General features: G+C 69.9%; 14 protein-coding genes. 6 read left to right on the top strand and 8 right to left on the bottom strand.

What is annotated here, in order from left to right:
• Positions 1–280: 280 nt before the first annotated feature.
• From ACIBBB_RS17470 to ACIBBB_RS17460, 3 genes are all read left to right on the top strand, one after another.
• A complete protein-coding gene (locus ACIBBB_RS17470) occupies positions 281–979 on the top strand; it encodes a transglycosylase SLT domain-containing protein (protein WP_398982741.1) in 699 nt (232 codons plus the stop codon).
• 139 nt (positions 980–1118) lie between these two features.
• Positions 1119–2534 (top strand): AI-2E family transporter, encoded by a 1416-nt coding sequence (locus ACIBBB_RS17465; RefSeq protein ID WP_398982739.1) that lies wholly within the window; start codon positions 1119–1121, stop codon positions 2532–2534.
• Positions 2531–3367: a hypothetical protein gene (locus tag ACIBBB_RS17460; protein ID WP_398982737.1), complete on the top strand. Its 837-nt coding sequence runs from the start codon at positions 2531–2533 to the stop codon at positions 3365–3367. Before ACIBBB_RS17465 ends, ACIBBB_RS17460 begins: the two co-directional genes overlap by 4 nt.
• A gap of 196 nt (positions 3368–3563) precedes the next feature.
• Here the strand turns inward: ACIBBB_RS17460 and ACIBBB_RS17455 are convergent, their stop codons facing one another.
• The 3 genes from ACIBBB_RS17455 to ACIBBB_RS17445 are packed head-to-tail and all read right to left on the bottom strand — an operon-like array spanning position 3564 to position 5320.
• Complete coding sequence (locus ACIBBB_RS17455) at positions 3564–4109, bottom strand: carboxymuconolactone decarboxylase family protein (RefSeq protein ID WP_398982735.1); 546 nt, start codon at positions 4107–4109, stop codon at positions 3564–3566.
• Between the two features lie 9 nt (positions 4110–4118).
• A complete protein-coding gene (locus ACIBBB_RS17450) occupies positions 4119–4388 on the bottom strand; it encodes a hypothetical protein (RefSeq protein WP_398982733.1) in 270 nt (89 codons plus the stop codon).
• Complete coding sequence (locus ACIBBB_RS17445) at positions 4385–5320, bottom strand: SPFH domain-containing protein (protein WP_189110153.1); 936 nt, start codon at positions 5318–5320, stop codon at positions 4385–4387. Before ACIBBB_RS17445 ends, ACIBBB_RS17450 begins: the two co-directional genes overlap by 4 nt.
• Before the next feature lie 257 nt (positions 5321–5577).
• Here ACIBBB_RS17445 and ACIBBB_RS17440 point away from each other — a divergent pair, with 257 nt between their 5' ends.
• Entirely contained in the window at positions 5578–7848 is a 2271-nt protein-coding gene (locus ACIBBB_RS17440) for a transglycosylase domain-containing protein (protein ID WP_398982730.1), read from the top strand.
• A 91-nt stretch (positions 7849–7939) separates the two neighbouring features.
• On the opposite strand, the gene ACIBBB_RS17435 is transcribed toward ACIBBB_RS17440, so the two are convergent.
• The 4 genes from ACIBBB_RS17435 to ACIBBB_RS17420 form a co-directional block, all read right to left on the bottom strand.
• Positions 7940–9421 (bottom strand): catalase, encoded by a 1482-nt coding sequence (locus ACIBBB_RS17435; RefSeq protein ID WP_398982728.1) that lies wholly within the window; start codon positions 9419–9421, stop codon positions 7940–7942.
• Between the two features lie 191 nt (positions 9422–9612).
• On the bottom strand, positions 9613–11544 hold the full coding sequence (locus ACIBBB_RS17430; protein WP_398982726.1) for a SpoIIE family protein phosphatase: 1932 nt from the start codon (positions 11542–11544) through the stop codon (positions 9613–9615).
• Positions 11545–12050: 506 nt separating this feature from the next.
• Positions 12051–12725, bottom strand: coding sequence for a DUF402 domain-containing protein (locus tag ACIBBB_RS17425; RefSeq protein ID WP_398982724.1), 675 nt, complete (start codon positions 12723–12725; stop codon positions 12051–12053).
• 135 nt (positions 12726–12860) lie between these two features.
• Entirely contained in the window at positions 12861–14300 is a 1440-nt protein-coding gene (locus ACIBBB_RS17420) for a class II fumarate hydratase (protein WP_398982722.1), read from the bottom strand.
• Between the two features lie 106 nt (positions 14301–14406).
• On the opposite strand from ACIBBB_RS17420, the gene ACIBBB_RS17415 reads away from it, so the two are divergent.
• Entirely contained in the window at positions 14407–15957 is a 1551-nt protein-coding gene (locus tag ACIBBB_RS17415) for a ricin-type beta-trefoil lectin domain protein (RefSeq protein ID WP_398982720.1), read from the top strand.
• A 94-nt stretch (positions 15958–16051) separates the two neighbouring features.
• On the opposite strand, the gene ACIBBB_RS17410 is transcribed toward ACIBBB_RS17415, so the two are convergent.
• Positions 16052–17734: a fumarate hydratase gene (locus ACIBBB_RS17410; protein WP_398982718.1), complete on the bottom strand. Its 1683-nt coding sequence runs from the start codon at positions 17732–17734 to the stop codon at positions 16052–16054.
• Between the two features lie 218 nt (positions 17735–17952).
• On the opposite strand from ACIBBB_RS17410, the gene ACIBBB_RS17405 reads away from it, so the two are divergent.
• Positions 17953–18621: a DUF1707 domain-containing protein gene (locus tag ACIBBB_RS17405; RefSeq protein ID WP_398982716.1), complete on the top strand. Its 669-nt coding sequence runs from the start codon at positions 17953–17955 to the stop codon at positions 18619–18621.
• Positions 18622–18642: the final 21 nt, after the last annotated feature.

The raw sequence follows: 18642 nt of genomic DNA, 5'->3' as shown, positions 1-18642 counted from the left end.
TGAGCTATCCCACGCAACGAAGAATTGCCTTGCGGCGTCCGGGTCCGGCAGAGTCTTGCTTCCGTCAGGCCCCGCATACGACACACCCGCATCTTCAGGGATGCCGCACCACACAATTCAACACTTGACGTCGTATGCCGCCCGCGCTTCATCCGGCGCTTCCGCCATGGAAGTTGCCGACGGGCCCGTGTCTCCCGTGACGTGCGGTACGGAGACCAGTGCCAGGGGCACGATTGCATCCGTGAGGTCACGTACACGGACGCTGCTGGAAGGAAACCGTGTGAGCCGGATCTCGGTCCGGGGATTCGCCGTGGCATCAGCTACAGCGGTCACCACCGTCGGCGCAGTCGTGGGAGTGGCTTCGGGCGCTCCCCAGACCTCGGACGACAATTTCGAGGCGACCGCAGCTGACACGACGCTCCTCGCAGACATCCCCGCGGGCCAGCACGCCCAGGTCCAGACTGTGTCACTGGCGCAGCAGGCCGACGCGCAGGCCAATGCCGCCGACGTGGCAGCGAAGAAGTCCGCCGAGGAATCGGCTCGTATCCAGGCCGCGAAGGACGCCAAGGCGAAGAAGCAGGCCGCCGAGGACAAGGCCGAGCAGGCGCGCGAGGCCAAGGAAGAGGCCGAGCGGGCCAGCCGCTCGGAGACGCGTGACTCCTCCGACTTCGTGGTGCAGAGCTCGTACTCCGTCGCCGAAGTCCAGGCGATGGCCCGGCAGATGATCCCTGCCGACCAGTACCAGTGCTTCAGCAACATCGTGGACCACGAGTCCACCTGGAACTACCAGGCGCAGAACCCCTCGTCGGGCGCCTACGGTCTCGTCCAGGCGCTGCCCGGCTCCAAGATGGCCTCCGCGGGCGCCGACTGGCAGACCAACCCGGCCACCCAGATCAAGTGGGGCCTGAACTACATGAACGACCGCTACGACAGCCCCTGCGGTGCCTGGTCGTTCTGGCAGGCCAACAACTGGTACTAGATCGACTGCCTGAGCCGTTCTTCCCCGTCGGTTTTCCGGCCGTCGACGCTCAACCTTGTGAAGCCCCTCTCCGTCCTACGGTGAGGGGCTTTGCGCGTGTACCGTCAGGCAGTACGACTCCGGGGAAGAAGGATTCAGCATGTCGAAACTGCCGGGGTGGCTCGGCCGGGTCGGAGCCGAACTGACCCAGCTGGGTGAGCGGTTGGGGGAACGCCGTACGGAGGCTACGGCGGACGACGTGCCGGGGGACGGACGCGGACCGGAGAGCGTTCCGGTCCCCCCGGACCAAGTGCCCGGCGCCCAGGCCAAACCGGAGCCCGCCGCGGCCATTCCGTGGGGGATGCGGGTCGCCGCCGAGGCCGCGTGGCGGCTGCTCGTACTGGCGGCCATGCTCTGGGTGCTGATGAAGATCATCAGCACCGTACAGCTCGTGGTGATGGCGTTCGTCGGCGCGCTGCTCGTCACCGCGCTTCTCCAGCCCACGGTCGCCAGACTCAAGAAGTGGGGCCTGCCGCGTGGTCTGGCCACCGCGGTGACCGCTTTCTCCGGTTTCGTCGTCATGGGCCTCATCGGCTGGTTCGTGGTGTGGCAGGTCGTGGAGAACATCGACGTGCTCTCCGACCGTGTCACCGACGGCATCGACGAGCTCAAACGCTGGCTGCTCAACAGCCCGTTCCATGTGACCGAGCAGCAGATCAACGACCTCGCGAAGAGCCTCAGCGACGCGATCGGCACCAACACCGAGGAGATCACGTCCGCGGGCATCCAGGGCGTGACCGTCGTGGTCGAGCTGCTGACGGGGATCCTGCTCGCCGTCTTCTCCACGCTGTTCCTGCTCTACGACGGCCGACGGATCTGGGAGTGGTCGCTCAAGCTCTTTCCCGCGCAGGCGCGTCCGGGGCTGGCCGGAGCCGGGCCACGCGCCTGGCGCACGCTCACCGCGTACGTACGCGGCACGCTCATAGTCGCGCTGATCGACGCGGTCTTCATCGGCCTCGGGCTCTACTTCCTCGATGTCCCGCTCGCGGTGCCGCTGGCCGTCTTCATCTTCCTCGGCGCGTTCATCCCGCTCGTCGGAGCCGTGATCTCCGGGGCGCTCGCCGTGGTCGTCGCACTGGTCACCCAGGACGTGTTCACGGCGCTGATGGTGCTGATCGTCGTCCTCGCCGTCCAGCAGATCGAGGGCCACATCCTCCAGCCCTTCATCCTCGGGCGCGCGGTACGGGTACATCCGCTGGCGGTCGTGCTCGCTGTCGCGACGGGCGGACTCGTCGCCGGTATCGGCGGAGCGGTCGTCGCGGTGCCGCTGGTCGCCGTCACGAACACCGTCGTCGGCTACCTCCGCGCGTACAGCCGGGAGTCTTCCCTGCGCGACGGCCCGGGGCCGCACGGCGCGACGGCGCTCGGTGTCGCCCCGACGCCCGCCCCGATCACCCCGACCCCGCCCCCGACTCCGCCCCCGACTCCGCCCCCGGCTCCGGCGGCCCCCGCCCCCCGTCCGGACGCGCCCGTCTCCGACACGCCCCCCGCCGAGCCCCGGAACGGTCAGGAATGATCTCCGAACCGGAGCTGGAGGGCGAGGCCACCGCGCCGGTCCCGGCGCCGAGAGGCCCCGGGCGCCCCGGAGTTGCCGGATTCCGCGCGGCCCCGGGTCCGGGTCCGGCCGGTGACGACGGGCCGGAGCACGAGCCCGAGACGATGGGCGCCGACGAGCGTCCCCTGATCCGGGGAGTGCCGCTGCGGCAGCGTCCCTGGGTCTGGGGGCTGGCCGGTGTGCTCCTGACCTCCGTGGTGTGGGCGGGCGTCCTGTGGGCGTACGACAGGGCCGGACCGGACCTCCAGGGCTACGGCGTCAGCCGCAACCTCTGCCTCGACGCCGACCTGTCGGCGCTGACCGCCACCATCGGCGAGAAGCGGGACCCGTTCGCCGCGGTGGGCGAGGACAAGGCGCTCGACCAGTCCGTCTGCACGGTCAACCTCGTACCGAAGTCGGTCGCGGGGAGCGAGCACCGCGAGGGGCCGATCGTGCGCGCGTACGCCGAGATCACGTACACGCTGCACAAGAAGACCGATCCGGGGCCGCAGTTCGACGCCTCCCTGATCCACCCGGCCGACCAGGGGTCGGGGGCACAGACCCTGAAGCTCGTCCCCGACGTGGGGGAGCGGGCCTATCTGGTGAGTCAGGCGGGGGACGAGAACCCGGCGCTGGAAGTCCTCGACGGACAGGCCGTGCTCTCGCTCTCCGTCGGCCAGGTCGTCGACTACGACCGGGACCGGCGGGACTCGGACTTCGACCTCGACCAGCAGGAGGTCCTCCATCTGGGCGGGCTGGAGCCGGCCATGGTCGAGGACATGCTGGCGCTGATGGAGCAGCTCAGGAAGGAGTGATGGGGGGTACGCCCTCAGGGCCTGTCCGGCGGATCTTCGCCGGCCCGGAACGCCTGGCACGGCACCTCGCCGCGTTGTCGGACCCGCTCAAGTACATCCGGTCCATCCACCACGCCGATCCTCCGCCTTGCGATCGCACGCACCAGCCGCGGTGAGCCCCGCCCCGCCGGCGGACGACGCTACTTCACCACACGCCCTAGGCGTCGGGGAGACCGTCCAGGACGGCCTCCGCGTCGAGCGTCGTCGCCAGGGCCTGGATCACCGCCGCGATCTTGATGCCCTCCTGGATCGTCTCGCGGTCCTCCCCCAGCCGTCGCAGCGCGCCCTCGTGCGCGTCGAGGCAGAGGCCACAGGCGTTGATCGCGGAGACCGCGAACGACCAGAACTCGAAGTCGGCCTTCGTGACGCCCGAATGGCCCCTGGCCGTCATCCGCAGGCCCGTGCGCAGCTCTCCGTACGTGGGATCGGAGAGCAGATGCCGGGTGCGGTGGAACACGTTGTTCACCGCCATCACGGCGGCGGCCGACCTGGCCGTCGTGTAGGCGTCGGCCGAGAGCCGGGCCCTGGCCTCGGGCGCCAGCTCGCGCAGCACGCGCGCCGAGCGTGCGGCGATCGCGCAGACCAGCACCGTGCCCCACAGCCGCTGCTGGGAGAGCCCGCCCTGACCGAGGACCGCGTCGAGATTGCGCCGCAGATCCCTGGCGTGGTCGGGAACGACGGCCTTCAGCGCGTCCAGTGACATCGTGCTCTCCTACGAATGGTGATCGTCCGGGGTGCTGCCGGGTACGTCGTCGGGCCCCGCCTCCGCGGGCGTCCCGGGCGGCTCGGGGACCTTCGGCGGTCGGCCCCTGCGCGGGATCGGCTTCGCGTTGCCGGGGAGCCGGCCCCCCTCCGCCAGGGCCCGGCGCAGCAGGAACTCGATCTGCGCGTTGGCGCTGCGCAGCTCGTCGGACGCCCACCGTGCCAGGGCGTCGTACACCGCCGGGTCCAGGCGCAGGAGAACCTGCTTCCGTTCCGTCACTGGTAGAGGGTGCCCGTGTTCACGACCGGCTGCGCGGCCCGGTCACCGCAGAGCACGACCAGAAGATTGCTGACCATCGCCGCTTTCCGCTCGGAGTCCAGCTCGACGATGTCCTGCTCGGTCAGCCGGGTGAGGGCCGCCTCGACCATGCCGACGGCGCCGTCCACGATCAGCCGGCGTGCCGCCACGACCGCGCCCGCCTGCTGGCGCTGGAGCATCGCCGAGGCGATCTCCGGAGCGTACGCGAGATGGGTGAAGCGGGACTCGATGATGTGCACACCGGCCGCCTCGACCCGGGCGTGCAGCTCGACCGCGAGCTTCTCGGTGATCTCCTCGGCGTTGCCGCGCAGCGAGAGGCCGTCCTCCTCGTGGGCGTCGTACGGGTACTCGATCGCGATGTGCCGGACGGCGGCCTCGGTCTGGGTGGAGACGAACTCCAGGAAGTCGTCCACCTCGAAGAGCGCCTGCGCGGTGTCCTCGACGCGCCAGACGACGACCGCCGCCAGCTCGATCGGATTGCCGTAGGCGTCGTTGACCTTGAGGACGGCGGTCTCGTGGTTCCGCACGCGGGTCGAGATCTTGGCGCGTGAGGTGAGCGGGTTCACCCAGCGCAGGCCGTCGACCCGGATCGTGCCGCGGTAGCGCCCGAAGAGCTGGACGACGCGGGCCTCGCCCGGCGCCACCATGTTCAGCCCGCACATCGCGAAGAAGGCGGCGATCGCGAGCAGGATGCCGAGCACGATCAGCGCGACCTTCGCGCCGGTCGAGCCGAGGGTGGAGCCGATCACGACGAGGGCGATCCCGCCGATCAGTCCGATGAGCCCGAGCAGCAGCGCGAGGCCGCCGCCGATGCTGCTCGCCTGGAATTCCCGGACCCGCGGTGCGGGCATCTCGGGAAGATCGTCCACCACTGGAGTGCTGGTCGTAGGCATGTCCGGTCCCCGTTTCTCGTGCTGTCACGCCACTTGGCGTAGCTAGCATTGTGATTACACATTAATGCGCTTCGCAACCCTTCGCCCCTCTCGTGAGTCGGTTCCTCTGAGACAGGTGCTGATTGTCACGTCGGATTAAGACCGGATCGAGGCTCTTTGTCACAGGGGGCGGTGTTAGCTTTCTGAGCTGATTCCGGCAAGTGCGACAAGTGGACGAGGCCCGGCGAGGCGAGACCCGAGAACGGAGCGACTGAGCGATGGGCCGAGCGGAAGCGCGACAGGCCCGGCAGCGTGGAGCGCGCCGGGCGAAGAAGGCCGGCGGCATACGTGGCTTCCTCACGTTGAGGAAGCTGCTCGGTACGTTCCTCGGGCTGTGCCTGCTCGGCATGGGCGCGTTCGTCGTGATCTATTTCCTGGTCCCGGTGCCGACGGCCAACGCTCAGGCCGAGATGCAGAGCAACGTCTACAAGTACAGCGACGGCACGGTCCTGGCGCGGACCGGCGAGATCAACCGGGAGATAGTCGGCCTGGAGAAGGTCCCCAAAGACGTCCAGCGGGCCTTCGTCGCCGCCGAGAACAAGTCCTTCTACAAAGACTCCGGAGTCGACGTCAAGGGCACCGCCCGCGGCCTGATGAACACCCTCTCGGGCAAGGGCAAACAGGGTGGTTCGACCATCACCCAGCAGTACGTGAAGAACTACTACCTGAACCAGGACCAGACGGTCACCCGCAAGCTCAAGGAACTGGTGATCTCGCTCAAGGTCGACCAGCGGATGGACAAGAACGAGATCCTCGCCGGGTACATGAACACCAGTTACTACGGGCGCGGCGCGTACGGCATCCAGGCGGCGGCCCAGGCGTACTACGGCGTGGACGCGACCAAGTTGAACGTCGCGCAGGGCGCGTATCTGGCGGCGCTGCTCCAGGCCCCCAACCAGTACGACTGGACGCAGGCCACCGAGACCGGCAAGAAGCTCGTCACCGGCCGCTGGAACTATGTCCTGGACAACATGGTCGGGGAGAACTGGCTGGACGCCGGCGAGCGCGGCGGGCTGAAGTTCCCCGTACCGCAGAAGCCCAAGCCCGCCCCCGGTGCGGAGGGACAGGCCGGCTATCTCGTCGAGGCGGCCAACAGCGAGCTTGAGCGGCAGGGTGTCGACAAGGCGGACATCGACGCCGGCGGCTGGACGATCACGCTCAGCGTCGACAAGAAGCGGCAGAAGGAACTCGTCGGCGCGGTCGACAAACAGCTGGAGTCCAAGCTCGACCGCGAGAAGAACAAGGTCGACGCCACCGTGCAGGCGGGCGCCACGTCCGTCGACCCGAGGACCGGCGCGGTGGTCGCGCTCTACGGCGGGGTCGGCGCCACCGAGCACTGGATCAACAACGCCACGCGCACCGACTACCAGCCCGCCTCGACCTTCAAGCCCGTCGTGCTCGCCTCGGCGCTGGAGAACGAGTCCAAGACGCAGGACGGCGAGACGATCGGGCTCAAGACGGTCTACGACGGTACGAGCAAGCGGCCGGTCGTCGGCAGCGACACCCCGTTCGCGCCGCAGAACGAGGACGACCGCGACTACGGCGACATCACCGTCCAGCGGGCCGCCAACGACTCCGTCAACTCGGTCTTCGCGCAGATGGTCGTCGACGTCGGCCCCGAGAACGTGAAGAAGACCGCGCTCGACCTGGGCATGCGGGACAAGAACTTCCCTGAGCGGCCCGCGATCACCCTGGGCACGATGGAGGCCTCGACCTGGGACATGGCGGGTGTGTACGCGACGCTCGACAACCACGGCGAGAAGGTCACGCCGTCGATCCTGAAGTCCGCCGAGCACAAGGACCGAAACGTCGACCTGCCCGAGCGGATCGGCGATCAGGCGATCAGCCGCGAGTCCGCCGACACCGTCACCTCGGCCCTCACGGGCGTCGTGAAGAACGGCTCGGGGCAGGAGGCGAGCACCGACGCGTACGAGGCGGCGGGCAAGACCGGTACGTCGGAGGACAACAAGTCGGCCTGGTTCGCCGGCTACACGCCCGAACTGACCACGGTGGTCGCCCTGTTCGGTGAGTCCACCGCCGAGGGCGGCGGGCAGGTCACCCTCACCGGCACGGCCAACTCAGGCCGCGCCAACGGTGGTGGCTTCCCGGCCAAGATCTGGGCCGACTACACGCTGGGCGCGCTGAACGGCGGCTCCGATGCCTCGTTCGACCTCGAAGTCGCCGAGCCCGCCTACCAGCCGCCGAAGCCCCCGCCGCCGTCCTCCGAGCCGCCGCCGTCCAGCGAGGAGCCGGCCCCGCCGCCGCCCGACGAGCCGGATCCTAGCGACAGCGAGAGCGACCCGCCGGTGTCCGAGCCCCCGCCGTCCAGCGAGCCTCCCGCGCCGCCGTCGGAGCCGGGCGACGACTCCGGAGGCGGCGGCGGTCAGGAGACCGGCGGCGCCGACGGAGGCAACGACAACGGTGGTACGGGCTCCGCGGGCACCAACGGGGGGGACGACGGCCAGCGGCCACCGGGCCTCACCGGCTGAGCGGCGCACCACGCACCACGTCCACGCACGAAACGGCCGCCCAGGAGACCGGGCGGCCGTTTCCGTGCGCGTGGGCGCCGTGCGGGCGCTCTCAGCCGCCGTTGACCTTCGCGGCGATCCGGTCGCCGACGGTCTTGTCGATGTTGCGCCAGTACTGGAACGCCCGGTCGAGGACCGGCCGGGTGACACCCTGGAGCAGATGACCGGAGACGTTCGACACCAGACGGTCGCGCTGCGCGTCGTCGAGCACGGTGCGGACCTGGGTGCCCGCCTGGCCCCAGTCGTCGTCCTCGCGCCGCTTCGTGTACGCCTCGCGGACCATGTCGCCCGCCGCCGCCCAGCCCGCCGGGTCGCCGAAGCGCTCGGTGTCGGCGGCGGGGCCGCCGTAGGAGTTCGGGGCGTACGGCATCGCCGCGTTCGACGCGACGTACCGCATCGGGCCGTCCTTCGCGTACGAGTTCACCGGCGAGTGCGGCCGGTTTGGCGGCAGCTGCGCGTAGTTCGGGCCGATCCGGTACCGGTGGGTGTCCGGGTACGAGAAGAGCCGGCCGAGCAGCATCTTGTCCGGTGAGGGGCCGATGCCCGGAACCATGTTGGACGGCTCGAAGGCGGCCTGCTCGATATGGATGAAGAAGTTGTCCGGGTTCTTGTTGAGCGTCATCCGGCCGACGTCGATCAGCGGGTAGTCGCCGTGCGGCCACACCTTCGTCAGGTCGAACGGGTTGAAGCGGTAGTCGGCGGCGTCCTCGAACGGCATGATCTGGACCTTCAGGCTCCAGGTCGGCGCGTTCCCCGACTCGATCGCCTCGTGCAGGTCCCTGCGGTGGTGGTCCGCGTCGGAGCCCGCCATCTCGTCGGCGTCCGCCTGGCTGAGGTAGTCGATGCCCTGGTCGGTCTTGAAGTGATATTTGACCCAGGAGCGTTCACCCGCGGCGTTGACCCACATATAGGTGTGCGAGCCGTAGCCGTTCATGTGGCGGAAGGACTTCGGGATGCCCCGGTCGCCCATCAGCCAGGTCACCTGGTGCGCGGATTCGGGTGACAGGGTCCAGAAGTCCCACTGCATGTCGTTGCTGCGCAGCCCGGTGACCGGGTGGCGCTTCTGCGAACGGATGAAGTCCTGGAACTTGATCGTGTCGCGTACGAAGAAGACCGGCGTGTTGTTGCCCACCAGATCGTAATTGCCCTGCTCCGTATAGAACTTCAGGGCGAAGCCGCGCGGGTCGCGCCAGGTGTCGGGAGAGCCGAACTCACCGGCCACCGTGGAGAAGCGGGCCAGCATCTCGGTGCGTTTGCCCGGCTGGAAGAGGTCGGCCTTGGTGAACTGGCTGACGTCGTTGGTTACTTCGAAGACGCCGTACGCGCCCGATCCCTTGGCGTGGACCACCCTCTCGGGGACCCGTTCCCGGTTGAACTGGGCCATCTTCTCGATGAGGTAGTGGTCCTGCAGCAGGATCGGACCGTCGGGTCCGACGGAGAGGGAGTTCTCGTCGCTCTCCACCGGGATACCGGCGTTGTTGGTCGTGTACGGGGCCTTGGGCGTCGACTCGGTCACGAGTGTCCTCCCGTCCATAGGGGTTCCCGCGGCCGGAACGAGGCGCCACGGGATGACAGCGGTCGTAACCGACCGCCTGCCCCAGTGAAACCCGCCGACACATCGTCGGCAACATTTTGCCCGGGGGCCCGGGGACCCGCCCGGACCGGGCCGTCGACCGGCCCCGAACGGCGCCTGCGGACGCGGCCCGCGGACGCTCCAGGAACGATCTACGGGCGGGTCGAGATCTCGAACCAGACGACCTTGCCGGTGGACAGCCGCGTCGCGCCCCAGCGCCTGGCCAGCCGGTTGACGAGGAACAGTCCCCGCCCGCCCTCGTCCGTGTCGCGGGCCCGGCGCTGGCGGGGCAGCTGCGGCGAGTCGTCGCCGACCTCGCAGCGCAGCACGTCCGTCCGCAGCAGCCGCAGGGTGACGGGCCGCTCCGCGTACCGGACCGCGTTGGTCACGACCTCGCTGATCAGCAACTCGACGGAGTCGCTCAGCTCCTCCAGGCCCCAACGGGACAGGGCCCGTCTGGCGAGTCTTCTGGCCCGTCCCGGCGCCGCGTCCTCCGGCTCCAGGAACCAGTACGCGACATCGCTCGGCGCGATCCCGTCGAAGCGCGCGGCCAGCAGCGCGATGTCGTCGTCGCGGTCACCGGGGCCGAGCACGTCCAGCACGTCGTCGCAGAGCGCCTCCAAAGGAGGCGAGTGGTCGGGGCCGGTGAGCTGGGCCGTCGCGGCGAGGCGCTCCCGCAGCTGCTCGATGCCCGTCCACACGTCACGCAGTCGCGACTCCACGAGGCCGTCCGTGTAGAGGAGCAGCGTGGCACCGGCCGGCGCGTCCAGCTCGACGGCCTCGAAGTCCACCCCGCCGACGCCGATCGGGGCACCTGGCGGCACCCGCAGCACCTCGGCCCGGCCGCCGAGGTGGAGCAGTATGGGCGGCGGATGACCGGCGTTGGCGATGGTGATGCGGTGCGAGACCGGGTCGTACACCGCGTACAGGCAGGTGGCCATCCGGTCGGTGCCGAGGCGCTGCGCCTGCTCGTCGAGGTGGTGCAGGACCTCCTGCGGCGGCAGGTCGAGACCGGCGAGGGTCTGCGCGGTCGTCCGGAGCTGGCCCATGATGGCCGCCGACGTCATGGAGTGACCCATCACGTCGCCGACGACGAGGGCGACGCGGCTGCCCGGCAGCGGGATCGCGTCGTACCAGTCGCCGCCGACCCGCGCGGTCTCGGCCGCGGGCAGATAGCGGGAGGCGAGCCGGACGCCCGTCGGCTGGGGCAGCCCCTCCGGGAGCATCGTGCGCTGGAGCTCGTCCGCGATGTACGCCTCGCGGCCGTACAGCACCGCCTTGTCGATGCCCAGCGCGGTGTGCGTCGCGAGCTGCGCGGCCACCAGCAGGTCGTTGGGCTCGAAGGCGGGGCGGTCGGGCCTCCGTAGGAAGACGGCCGAGCCGATGACGCGCCGTCGGCCGCGCAGCGGCGCGAGGATCGCGCGCCGGCCGCCCGGAACGGTCATCTCGTCGCCGAGTAGTTCGGGCAGCGCCGCGCGGGCGGCGGCGGAGTCGCCGAAGACCGGTCGTACGCCGCGCAGCACCTCGGAGAGCGCGCCGCCGGACGCGACCTCGCAGAGCTGCGCGGCGGGCATCACATCGGTCTGCGGGTCCAGGCCCGACGCCCGCCCGGCCTCGGACTCGGACAGCTGGATGCCGCTGCCGGCCGTGCCCCCGCCGTCCGTGTCCTCGTCGGTGAGCCGCAGCCGGTCCGTACGGCGCAACCTCAGTACGAAGGGTGAGACCGGGCGCTCGTCGCCGACGGGCAGCGGGTCGCGGAGATAGACGAGGATCGCGTCGGAGAAGGTCGGGACGGTCGCCCGGCACAGTCCGAGCACGATCTCGTCCAGGTCGATGCCGCGCGCGATACGACGGGTGGCGGCGCCCACGAAGCGCAGCCGGTCGCCCTCACGCCGCGCGGCGCCCACCGGGTCCTGCGGGGGCGCGGCCGAGGGAACGGTGGCCTGCGCGGCCGCGGGTACCGACGGCACCGACGGCTGCGGCACGGCGGAGGCGGCGGACGCCTCCTGCCGTGGCCGGGTGCGTTCCTGGGACCGGGCAGCCACGGGCTGCCGGCCTTCATGGGAGGTGGGATGCTCCGTCACGCGTGGGATTCCGTCCGTCCGGGCCGGTGGTGCGAGACAACCGATTCGACTGGATCCTGTCGCCGGACAGGACCTCGCGATGCCACCCTTGTCCAGGGGGCCCCGGGTCTGTGACCGCAGGGGCCTTCGCAGGTTGGCATCGGTACCTTGCGGCGGAAACGCGCGACAAGGACCCCGAGAACGCGGATGCCGCCACGGCACACGTCCTGCACGGCTCCACCCCCTCGTCGATGTCCAGCGGCTGATGTGCGGCTGTCCTGCGGCTGTCTGCGGCCCGTTCGTCGTACGAACGTCGTACGAATCGTTCTCGCGTGCGTCGTGCGGCTCGTTGGTCCAGCGACATGACCCTAAGTCAGCTCCGCTACCCCTGCGGTGCGTTGGTCAGGCGCAGCCTTGCGGAGGACGATCCTACGTTTGAACCCTGGGGGCGCATCAAGGGTCTCACGACGTCGGCGAACCCGCCCCGGCGATCACCAGGTACGTGCGACCACCAGCACCCTTCTGCCTCATCTGGTCCGGACCTTTGCCGGTTCGGGTGCCCGGTCCCAGCCCTCCGGCAGCTCGGGCACCGACCACCGGGGGTCGGGCCGCCAGTTCTCCCAGCCCGCGGAGAACGGTGCGCCCCACTTCTTGATCATCTCGACCGCCGCACTCCCGGCCTCCCGCACGCGCAGCGCCTGACCGGCGTCCAGCAGCCCGACCCGCTGGGCCTCGGCGAACTCGTCCTCGTCCCGCCAGAGCCAGCTGCGGTCCGGGTAGACCGAGATGTCGAGGAAGTGGTCCTCGGAGTCGATGCCGCCCGCCCAACGCAGCCGGGGCTCCTCAAGATTCACGTACCAGCTGCGGAACTGCCATCCGTCGTCCCAGAACAGCCAGACGGACCACGGCTCGTCGGGTCTGGCCAGCTTCAGCACACCCGTGCCCTCCCAGTGGGCACGGGCGGTGGTGCGCGGCGCCGTGTACCGGGTGGCGAGCGGTTCGTGGTGCACGGGCGTGCCGTCGGCCAGCACGGGCTTCACGCACTCGGTGCCCGGTGCCATCCACACGGCGAGCAGCTCGTCGGTGTCCTGGACGACGGTCACCGGCCGGCAGATGTGCACATGCCGGGAGCCGTTGTCCCGGTAGCGCCAGAGAATCCGCTCGCCCCGGTCCCAGTGTCGAATGCCGTCCGCACCTGTCATGCGCAGATCTTAGAGCCGGGGCCCTCCGGGCGCTGTGAGGTGCGCCGGGACGGCTCGATCTTGTCGGTCGCGATCACCTCCGGGGCGCGCCGGACGCCGGACGCCCGGGAGGACAACCGCGAGGACGCCCGGGGCTCACGGATGCGTCATCCGGAGGACGTCCAGGGCCTCGTCCAGCTGCTCCAGCGTGAGATCGCCCCGCTCCACATAGCCGGCGTCCAGCACCACCTCGCGGATCGTCCGCCGCTCCGCCAGCGACCTCTTGGCGACCTTCGCCGCCTCCTCGTAGCCGATGTACTTGTTCAGCGGGGTGACGACGGAGGGGGACGACTCCGCGTACTCACGGGCGCGCTCCACGTTCGCCGTGATGCCGTCGACGGTGCGGTCCGCCAGCAGCCGGGAGACGTTTGCGAGCAGCCGTACGGACTCCAGCAGGTTCCTGGCGATCACCGGCAGCATCACGTTGAGCTCGAAGTTCCCCGCCGCCCCGGCCGTGGCGACGGTCGCGTCGTTGCCCGTGACCTGGGCGGCGACCATCAGGACGGCCTCCGGGATCACCGGATTGACCTTGCCCGGCATGATCGACGAGCCGGGCTGGAGATCGGGCAGATTGATCTCGGCGAGTCCGGTGCGCGGTCCCGAGGCCATCCAGCGCAGATCGTTGGAGATCTTCGTGAGTGAGACGGCGACGGTACGGAGCTGGCCCGAGGTCTCCACGAGCCCGTCGCGCGCGCCCTGCGCCTCGAAGTGGTTCCTGGCCTCGGTCAGCGGCAGCCCGGTCGTACGGGCCACCTCGGCGATGACCGCGGCGGAGAAGCCGGGCGGTGTGTTGATGCCGGTGCCCACCGCCGTGCCGCCCAGGGGCAGCTCGGCCAGGCGCGGGAGGGCCGATTCCAGCCGCTCGATCCCGTACCGGACGGCCGCGGCGTAACCGCCGAACTCCTGGCCCAGTGTCACGGGCGTGGCGTCCATCAGATGCGTACGGCCCGACTTCACGACGTCCGCGAACTCCTCGGCCTTGCGCTCCAGCGAGGCGGCGAGATGGCCGAGGGCCGGGATCAGATCGGCGGTGACAGCGGCGGTCGCGGCGATGTGGATGCTGGAGGGGAACACGTCGTTGGAGCTCTGTGAGGCGTTGACGTGGTCGTTCGGGTGCACCTCGCGGCCCAGGCGCTCGGTGGCGAGGGTGGCGATGACCTCGTTGGCGTTCATGTTGGACGAGGTGCCCGAGCCGGTCTGGAAGACGTCCACCGGGAAGTGCTCGTCCCAGCGGCCCTCCGCGACCTCGGCCGCCGCGCTCCGTACCGCCTCGGCGATGTCCCGGTCCACCACGCCGAGTTCGGCGTTGACGGTGGCGGCGGCGGCCTTGATACGGGCCAGGGCCTCGATATGGGCCCGCTCGATGCGCCGGCCCGAGATGGGGAAGTTCTCCACGGCCCGCTGGGTCTGGGCGCGCCATTTGGCGTCCGCCGGGACCCGGACCTCGCCCATGGAGTCGTGCTCCGTGCGGTAGCCGCCGCCGGTGGGGCCGGTCGGGGTGGGCGTGCCGTTCTGCGTATTCGCGTCGCTCGTCATCGTGGTCGTACCTCCTGAAGAAGTTGAGCAATTGTCTTGTTCGGAGTGTTCCCAACTCCCTTACCCGCCAGTAAAAACCTCTGGTACCACTGAGATCGGGGAGGCCATGCAACGTACGAGACCCACGTTCCGAAGTACCGTCGCCACGCTCGCCGCATTCGCGAGCGTCGTCGGCGGACTTGTCGCGCTTACCCCGGCGGCTCAGGCGTCCGCCCCCGCCGGCGCGCCCGCCGCGGTCCGCGCGTCCACCCCGCTGCCGCCCGCCCTCGAAGCGATCCGCGCAGCCGAGGCCACCCGGCTCTACGGCGACTCCGCGGAGCGCCCGCTCGACCGGCGCAAGACCGGGCTCATCGCGCTCGGCGACAGCGAGATCTCCGGCGAGGGCGTCGGCACCTACGAGCCGGGCACGAACGGACCCGACAACTGGTGCCACCGTTCGCCCGACTCGGCGATCCACCGCACCGGGATCGCCGCCGACGTCACCTACAACGTCTCCTGCTCGGGCGCCTCGACCGTCAACATCCGGGTCGGAGGCACGGCGCAGTTCGCCGACGAACTCGTCCAGAGCGACAGTCTCGCCATCAAGGCGCGCAACACCAGGATCAAGATGGTGGTCCTCGTGGCGGGCGCCAACGACGATCTCCAGTTCGGTCCGGTGATCACCGACTGCGTACTCCGCTGGTTCACCCTCCAGGGGCCCTGCGCCGACAAGTACCGGCCGGGCTGGCAGGCCCGGGTCGACGGACTCGTACCCAAGGTGGAGTCCACCGTGGCCGACCTGCGGGGCGTCATGCGCGGCGCGGGTTACGCCGACGGTGACTACAAGCTCGTCGTGATGGGCTACCCCGGCCCCCTCACCCCCGACTACGGCGACAACCCGAACTTCCCGGGCAAGATCCCCGGTGGCTGCACCGGCCACGACGCGGACGCCGCCTGGGCCCGTGACGGCGCCGTCCCCGCCTTCCAGAGCGGCATGCGGAAGGCCGCCGCGAGCTCGGGCGCGGTGTATCTGGACAACTCGCGGCTCTTCCACGGCCATGAGGTGTGCACGGACGACGACTGGGCGCGCGGTCTGTTCATCGACATCGGCAACCCCTTCCCGCCGAACGAGAATTCGGTCCGCCAGTCCTTCCACCCGAACGCCGCCGGGCATGTCGCGTTCGCGTCGTGCCTGACCCAGCTGTACAACTCGGGCCTGAGCGAGGCGAGTTGCGCCGATCCGGCGAGCACGGGACAGCCGGTGCTCCAGCCGGGCGGCTGGGACGACGTTTTTCAGCCACTCAGGAACGAGGGGACGGGCACCTGCGTCGACGTCAACGCGTCGAAGACCCGCAACGGCTCCAAGGTCACCGGCCACGGCTGCGGCGACGGCCGTAACCAGGGCTGGTGGTACGACACCGGAGCGGGCGCCGGCGCCCGGTCGCTGCACAGCGAGCTGAGCCACGACCGCTGCCTCGACGTCCCGTCCGGCACGTACCGCGCGGGCACCGCGGTCACCCTCTGGGACTGCCACGGCGGCGCGAACCAGAAGTTCGTACGCGAGGCGGGCACCGTCCGCCCGGCATCGGCGGACACGCTCTGCCTGACCCTGGCCTCGGCGCGGGACCCGCTCCGGCTCCAGAACTGCGACGGATCGGCGAACCAGCGCTTCGTCTGATCCCGGCGCGAGGAACCCCCCCCCAGCGGGACGGATCCGCCGGGGGCTTCGTCATATGGCCGGGGTGTGGCCGGGTGTGGCCGGGGTCCGCCGCCTACGCGAGGCCCGGCCCCCGCACCGGGATGCTGGTGAACGTCGGCGCCGGGGCGGGCTCGGTGAAGAAGTCGTTGCCCTTGTCGTCCACGACGATGAACGCGGGGAAGTCCTCCACCTCGATCTTCCACACCGCCTCCATGCCCAGCTCCTCGTACTCCAGGACTTCGACCTTCCGGATGCAGTCCCGCGCGAGCCGCGCCGCCGGGCCGCCGATGGAACCGAGGTAGAAACCGCCGTGCGAGCCGCAGGCGTCGGTCACCTGCTTCGAGCGGTTGCCCTTGGCGAGCATGACCTTCGAGCCGCCCGCCGCCTGGAACTGCTCCACGTAGCTGTCCATCCGCCCCGCAGTCGTCGGACCGAACGACCCGGACGCGTACCCTTCGGGCGTCTTGGCCGGCCCCGCGTAGTAGACCGGGTGGTCCTTCAGGTACCGCGGCATCTCCTCGCCCGCGTCCAGCCGCTCCTTGATCTTGGCGTGCGCGATGTCGCGCGCCACGACCAGCGTTCCGGTCAGCGAGAGCCGGGTCTTGACGGGGTGCCTGGTCAGCTCGGCCAGGATGTCGTCCATCGGCCTGCCGAGGTCGATCCGTACGACGTCGCTCTCGTCGCTCCGGTCCAGATGCTCGTCGGTCGTCTCGGGCAGGAAGCGCGCCGGGTCGGTCTCCAACTGCTCCAGGAAGACACCCTCCGCGGTGATCTTCGCGACCGCCTGGCGGTCCGCCGAGCAGGACACGGCGATCGCGACCGGCAGTGAGGCGCCGTGCCGGGGGAGCCGTACGACCCGCACGTCGTGGCAGAAGTATTTGCCGCCGAACTGGGCGCCGATGCCGATCTTCTGCGTCAGCTCGAAGACCTTCTCCTCCAGCTCCTTGTCACGGAAGCCGTGGCCGGCGGGGGAGCCCTCGGCGGGCAGCTCGTCCAGGTAGTGCGCGGAGGCGTACTTCGCGGTCTTGAGCGCGAACTCGGCGGACGTGCCGCCGACGACGATCGCGAGGTGGTACGGCGGGCAGGCGGCCGTACCGAGGGAACGGATCTTCTCCTCCAGGAACTTCATCATGGAGGACTCGTTCAGGACGGCCTTCGTCTCCTGGTAGAGGAACGACTTGTTCGCCGAGCCGCCGCCCTTGGCCATGAAGAGGAACTTGTAGGCGCCGCCGTCGGTCGCGTACAGCTCGATCTGCGCGGGCAGGTTCGAGCCGGTGTTCTTCTCCTCCCACATGGTCAGCGGCGCCATCTGCGAGTAGCGCAGGTTGAGTTTGGTGTACGCGTCGTAGACGCCGTGCGACAGGGCGGCCTCGTCGCCGCCCTCCGTCAGGACGTTCTGTCCGCGCTTGCCCATCACGATCGCGGTGCCGGTGTCCTGGCACATGGGGAGGACACCGGCCGCGGCGATGTTGGCGTTCTTGAGGAGGTCGAGCGCCACGAACTTGTCGTTGGACGAGGCGTCCGGGTCGTCGACGATCCTGCGCAGCTGGGCGAGGTGGGCCGGGCGCAGATAGTGCGAGATGTCGTGCATCGCCTCGGCGGCCAGGGTGCGCAGCGCCTCGGGGGCGACCTTGAGGAACGTACGGCCGTCGGCCTCGAAGGTGGAGACGCCGTCGGCGGTCACCAGGCGGTACGGCGTGGTGTCCTCTCCAAGAGGGAGCAGATCGGAGTACGTAAACTCTGGCATTTCGGCCATTCCTCACTCGGCAGGCGGCGGCTGACCTTCGTCGGGCAGCGCGCCTCTCAGCGTAAGTCGTGGCGCGCGGGCGGACGGGGTGAGGTGAGACTCAGTAGGAGGTGGGGGTGTGGGTACGGGGGCGGGGGGTCCGTTCGGGCGGGTGGCCGGGCCGGCTCGGGGAAGCTCGGCCGCGTCGCCCCTAGTCGCGATCTATCGCGTTTCGCTACTCTGGTGCGGTGGACCTCGAAAAGCACTCCCAGAAGCCGGTCGCGCCGGCGGAGCCCGACTCCGGCATCCGGGCCTCCGACGCCGACCGAGACCGGATCGCCGACATCCTCAGGGAAGCCCTCGCGCTCGGTCGCCTGGATGCCGAGGAGCACTCCGAGCGGATCGACGCCGTCTACCGCGCCAAGACGATGGGTGAACTGGAGCCGCTGGTCAAGGACTTGCCGGCCACCCCCACCACCGCGCGACCGGCGGCGTCCCCACACACGTACGGCCCGGACGACGACACCGAGCCCGCCGAGAACATGGTCGCGATCTTCAGCAGCTCGACCCGCAAAGGCCGTTGGCGCGTGGGTCGCCGTACGAACGCCTTCGCGCTCTTCGGCAACATCGAGATCGATCTGACCGAGGCGATCTTCGGCCAGCGGACGACCGTGATCAACGCGACCGCCATCTTCGGCTCCGTCGAGGTACGGGTCCCGGAGAACATCTCCCTGCGCGGCGGTGGCACCGGCATCTTCGGCAACTTCGAGGTCAGCACGTTGGAGGGCACCCAGCCGGATGCCCCGGTCGTGGTCGTCAACGGCTACTCGGTATTCGCCAGCATCGAAGCCAGGCCGAAGCGCGGGAAGTTCATCGCGGACCTCAACAGGCGGCTGCGCAAGCACCTGGGCCACTGACCCGCGGACGCGGGCGCCACG

Source organism: Streptomyces sp. NPDC051217, assembly GCF_044455465.1.
GTDB lineage: Bacteria > Actinomycetota > Actinomycetes > Streptomycetales > Streptomycetaceae > Streptomyces.
The sequence above is the reverse complement of the archived record's forward strand: the minus strand, read 5'-3'. Positions and strand labels throughout refer to the sequence as shown.

Excerpts from the sequence above, each read along its gene's own strand:
- ACIBBB_RS17465 (WP_398982739.1), top strand. The coding sequence starts at position 1,119 with ATGTCGAAACTGCCGGGGTGGCTCGGCCGGGTCGGAGCCGAACTGACC.
- ACIBBB_RS17460 (WP_398982737.1), top strand. The coding sequence starts at position 2,531 with ATGATCTCCGAACCGGAGCTGGAGGGCGAGGCCACCGCGCCGGTCCCG.
- ACIBBB_RS17455 (WP_398982735.1), bottom strand. The coding sequence starts at position 4,109 with ATGTCACTGGACGCGCTGAAGGCCGTCGTTCCCGACCACGCCAGGGAT.
- ACIBBB_RS17445 (WP_189110153.1), bottom strand. The coding sequence starts at position 5,320 with ATGCCTACGACCAGCACTCCAGTGGTGGACGATCTTCCCGAGATGCCC.
- ACIBBB_RS17440 (WP_398982730.1), top strand. The coding sequence starts at position 5,578 with ATGGGCCGAGCGGAAGCGCGACAGGCCCGGCAGCGTGGAGCGCGCCGG.
- ACIBBB_RS17435 (WP_398982728.1), bottom strand. The coding sequence starts at position 9,421 with ATGGACGGGAGGACACTCGTGACCGAGTCGACGCCCAAGGCCCCGTAC.
- ACIBBB_RS17425 (WP_398982724.1), bottom strand. The coding sequence starts at position 12,725 with ATGACAGGTGCGGACGGCATTCGACACTGGGACCGGGGCGAGCGGATT.
- ACIBBB_RS17420 (WP_398982722.1), bottom strand. The coding sequence starts at position 14,300 with ATGACGAGCGACGCGAATACGCAGAACGGCACGCCCACCCCGACCGGC.
- ACIBBB_RS17415 (WP_398982720.1), top strand. The coding sequence starts at position 14,407 with ATGCAACGTACGAGACCCACGTTCCGAAGTACCGTCGCCACGCTCGCC.
- ACIBBB_RS17410 (WP_398982718.1), bottom strand. The coding sequence starts at position 17,734 with ATGGCCGAAATGCCAGAGTTTACGTACTCCGATCTGCTCCCTCTTGGA.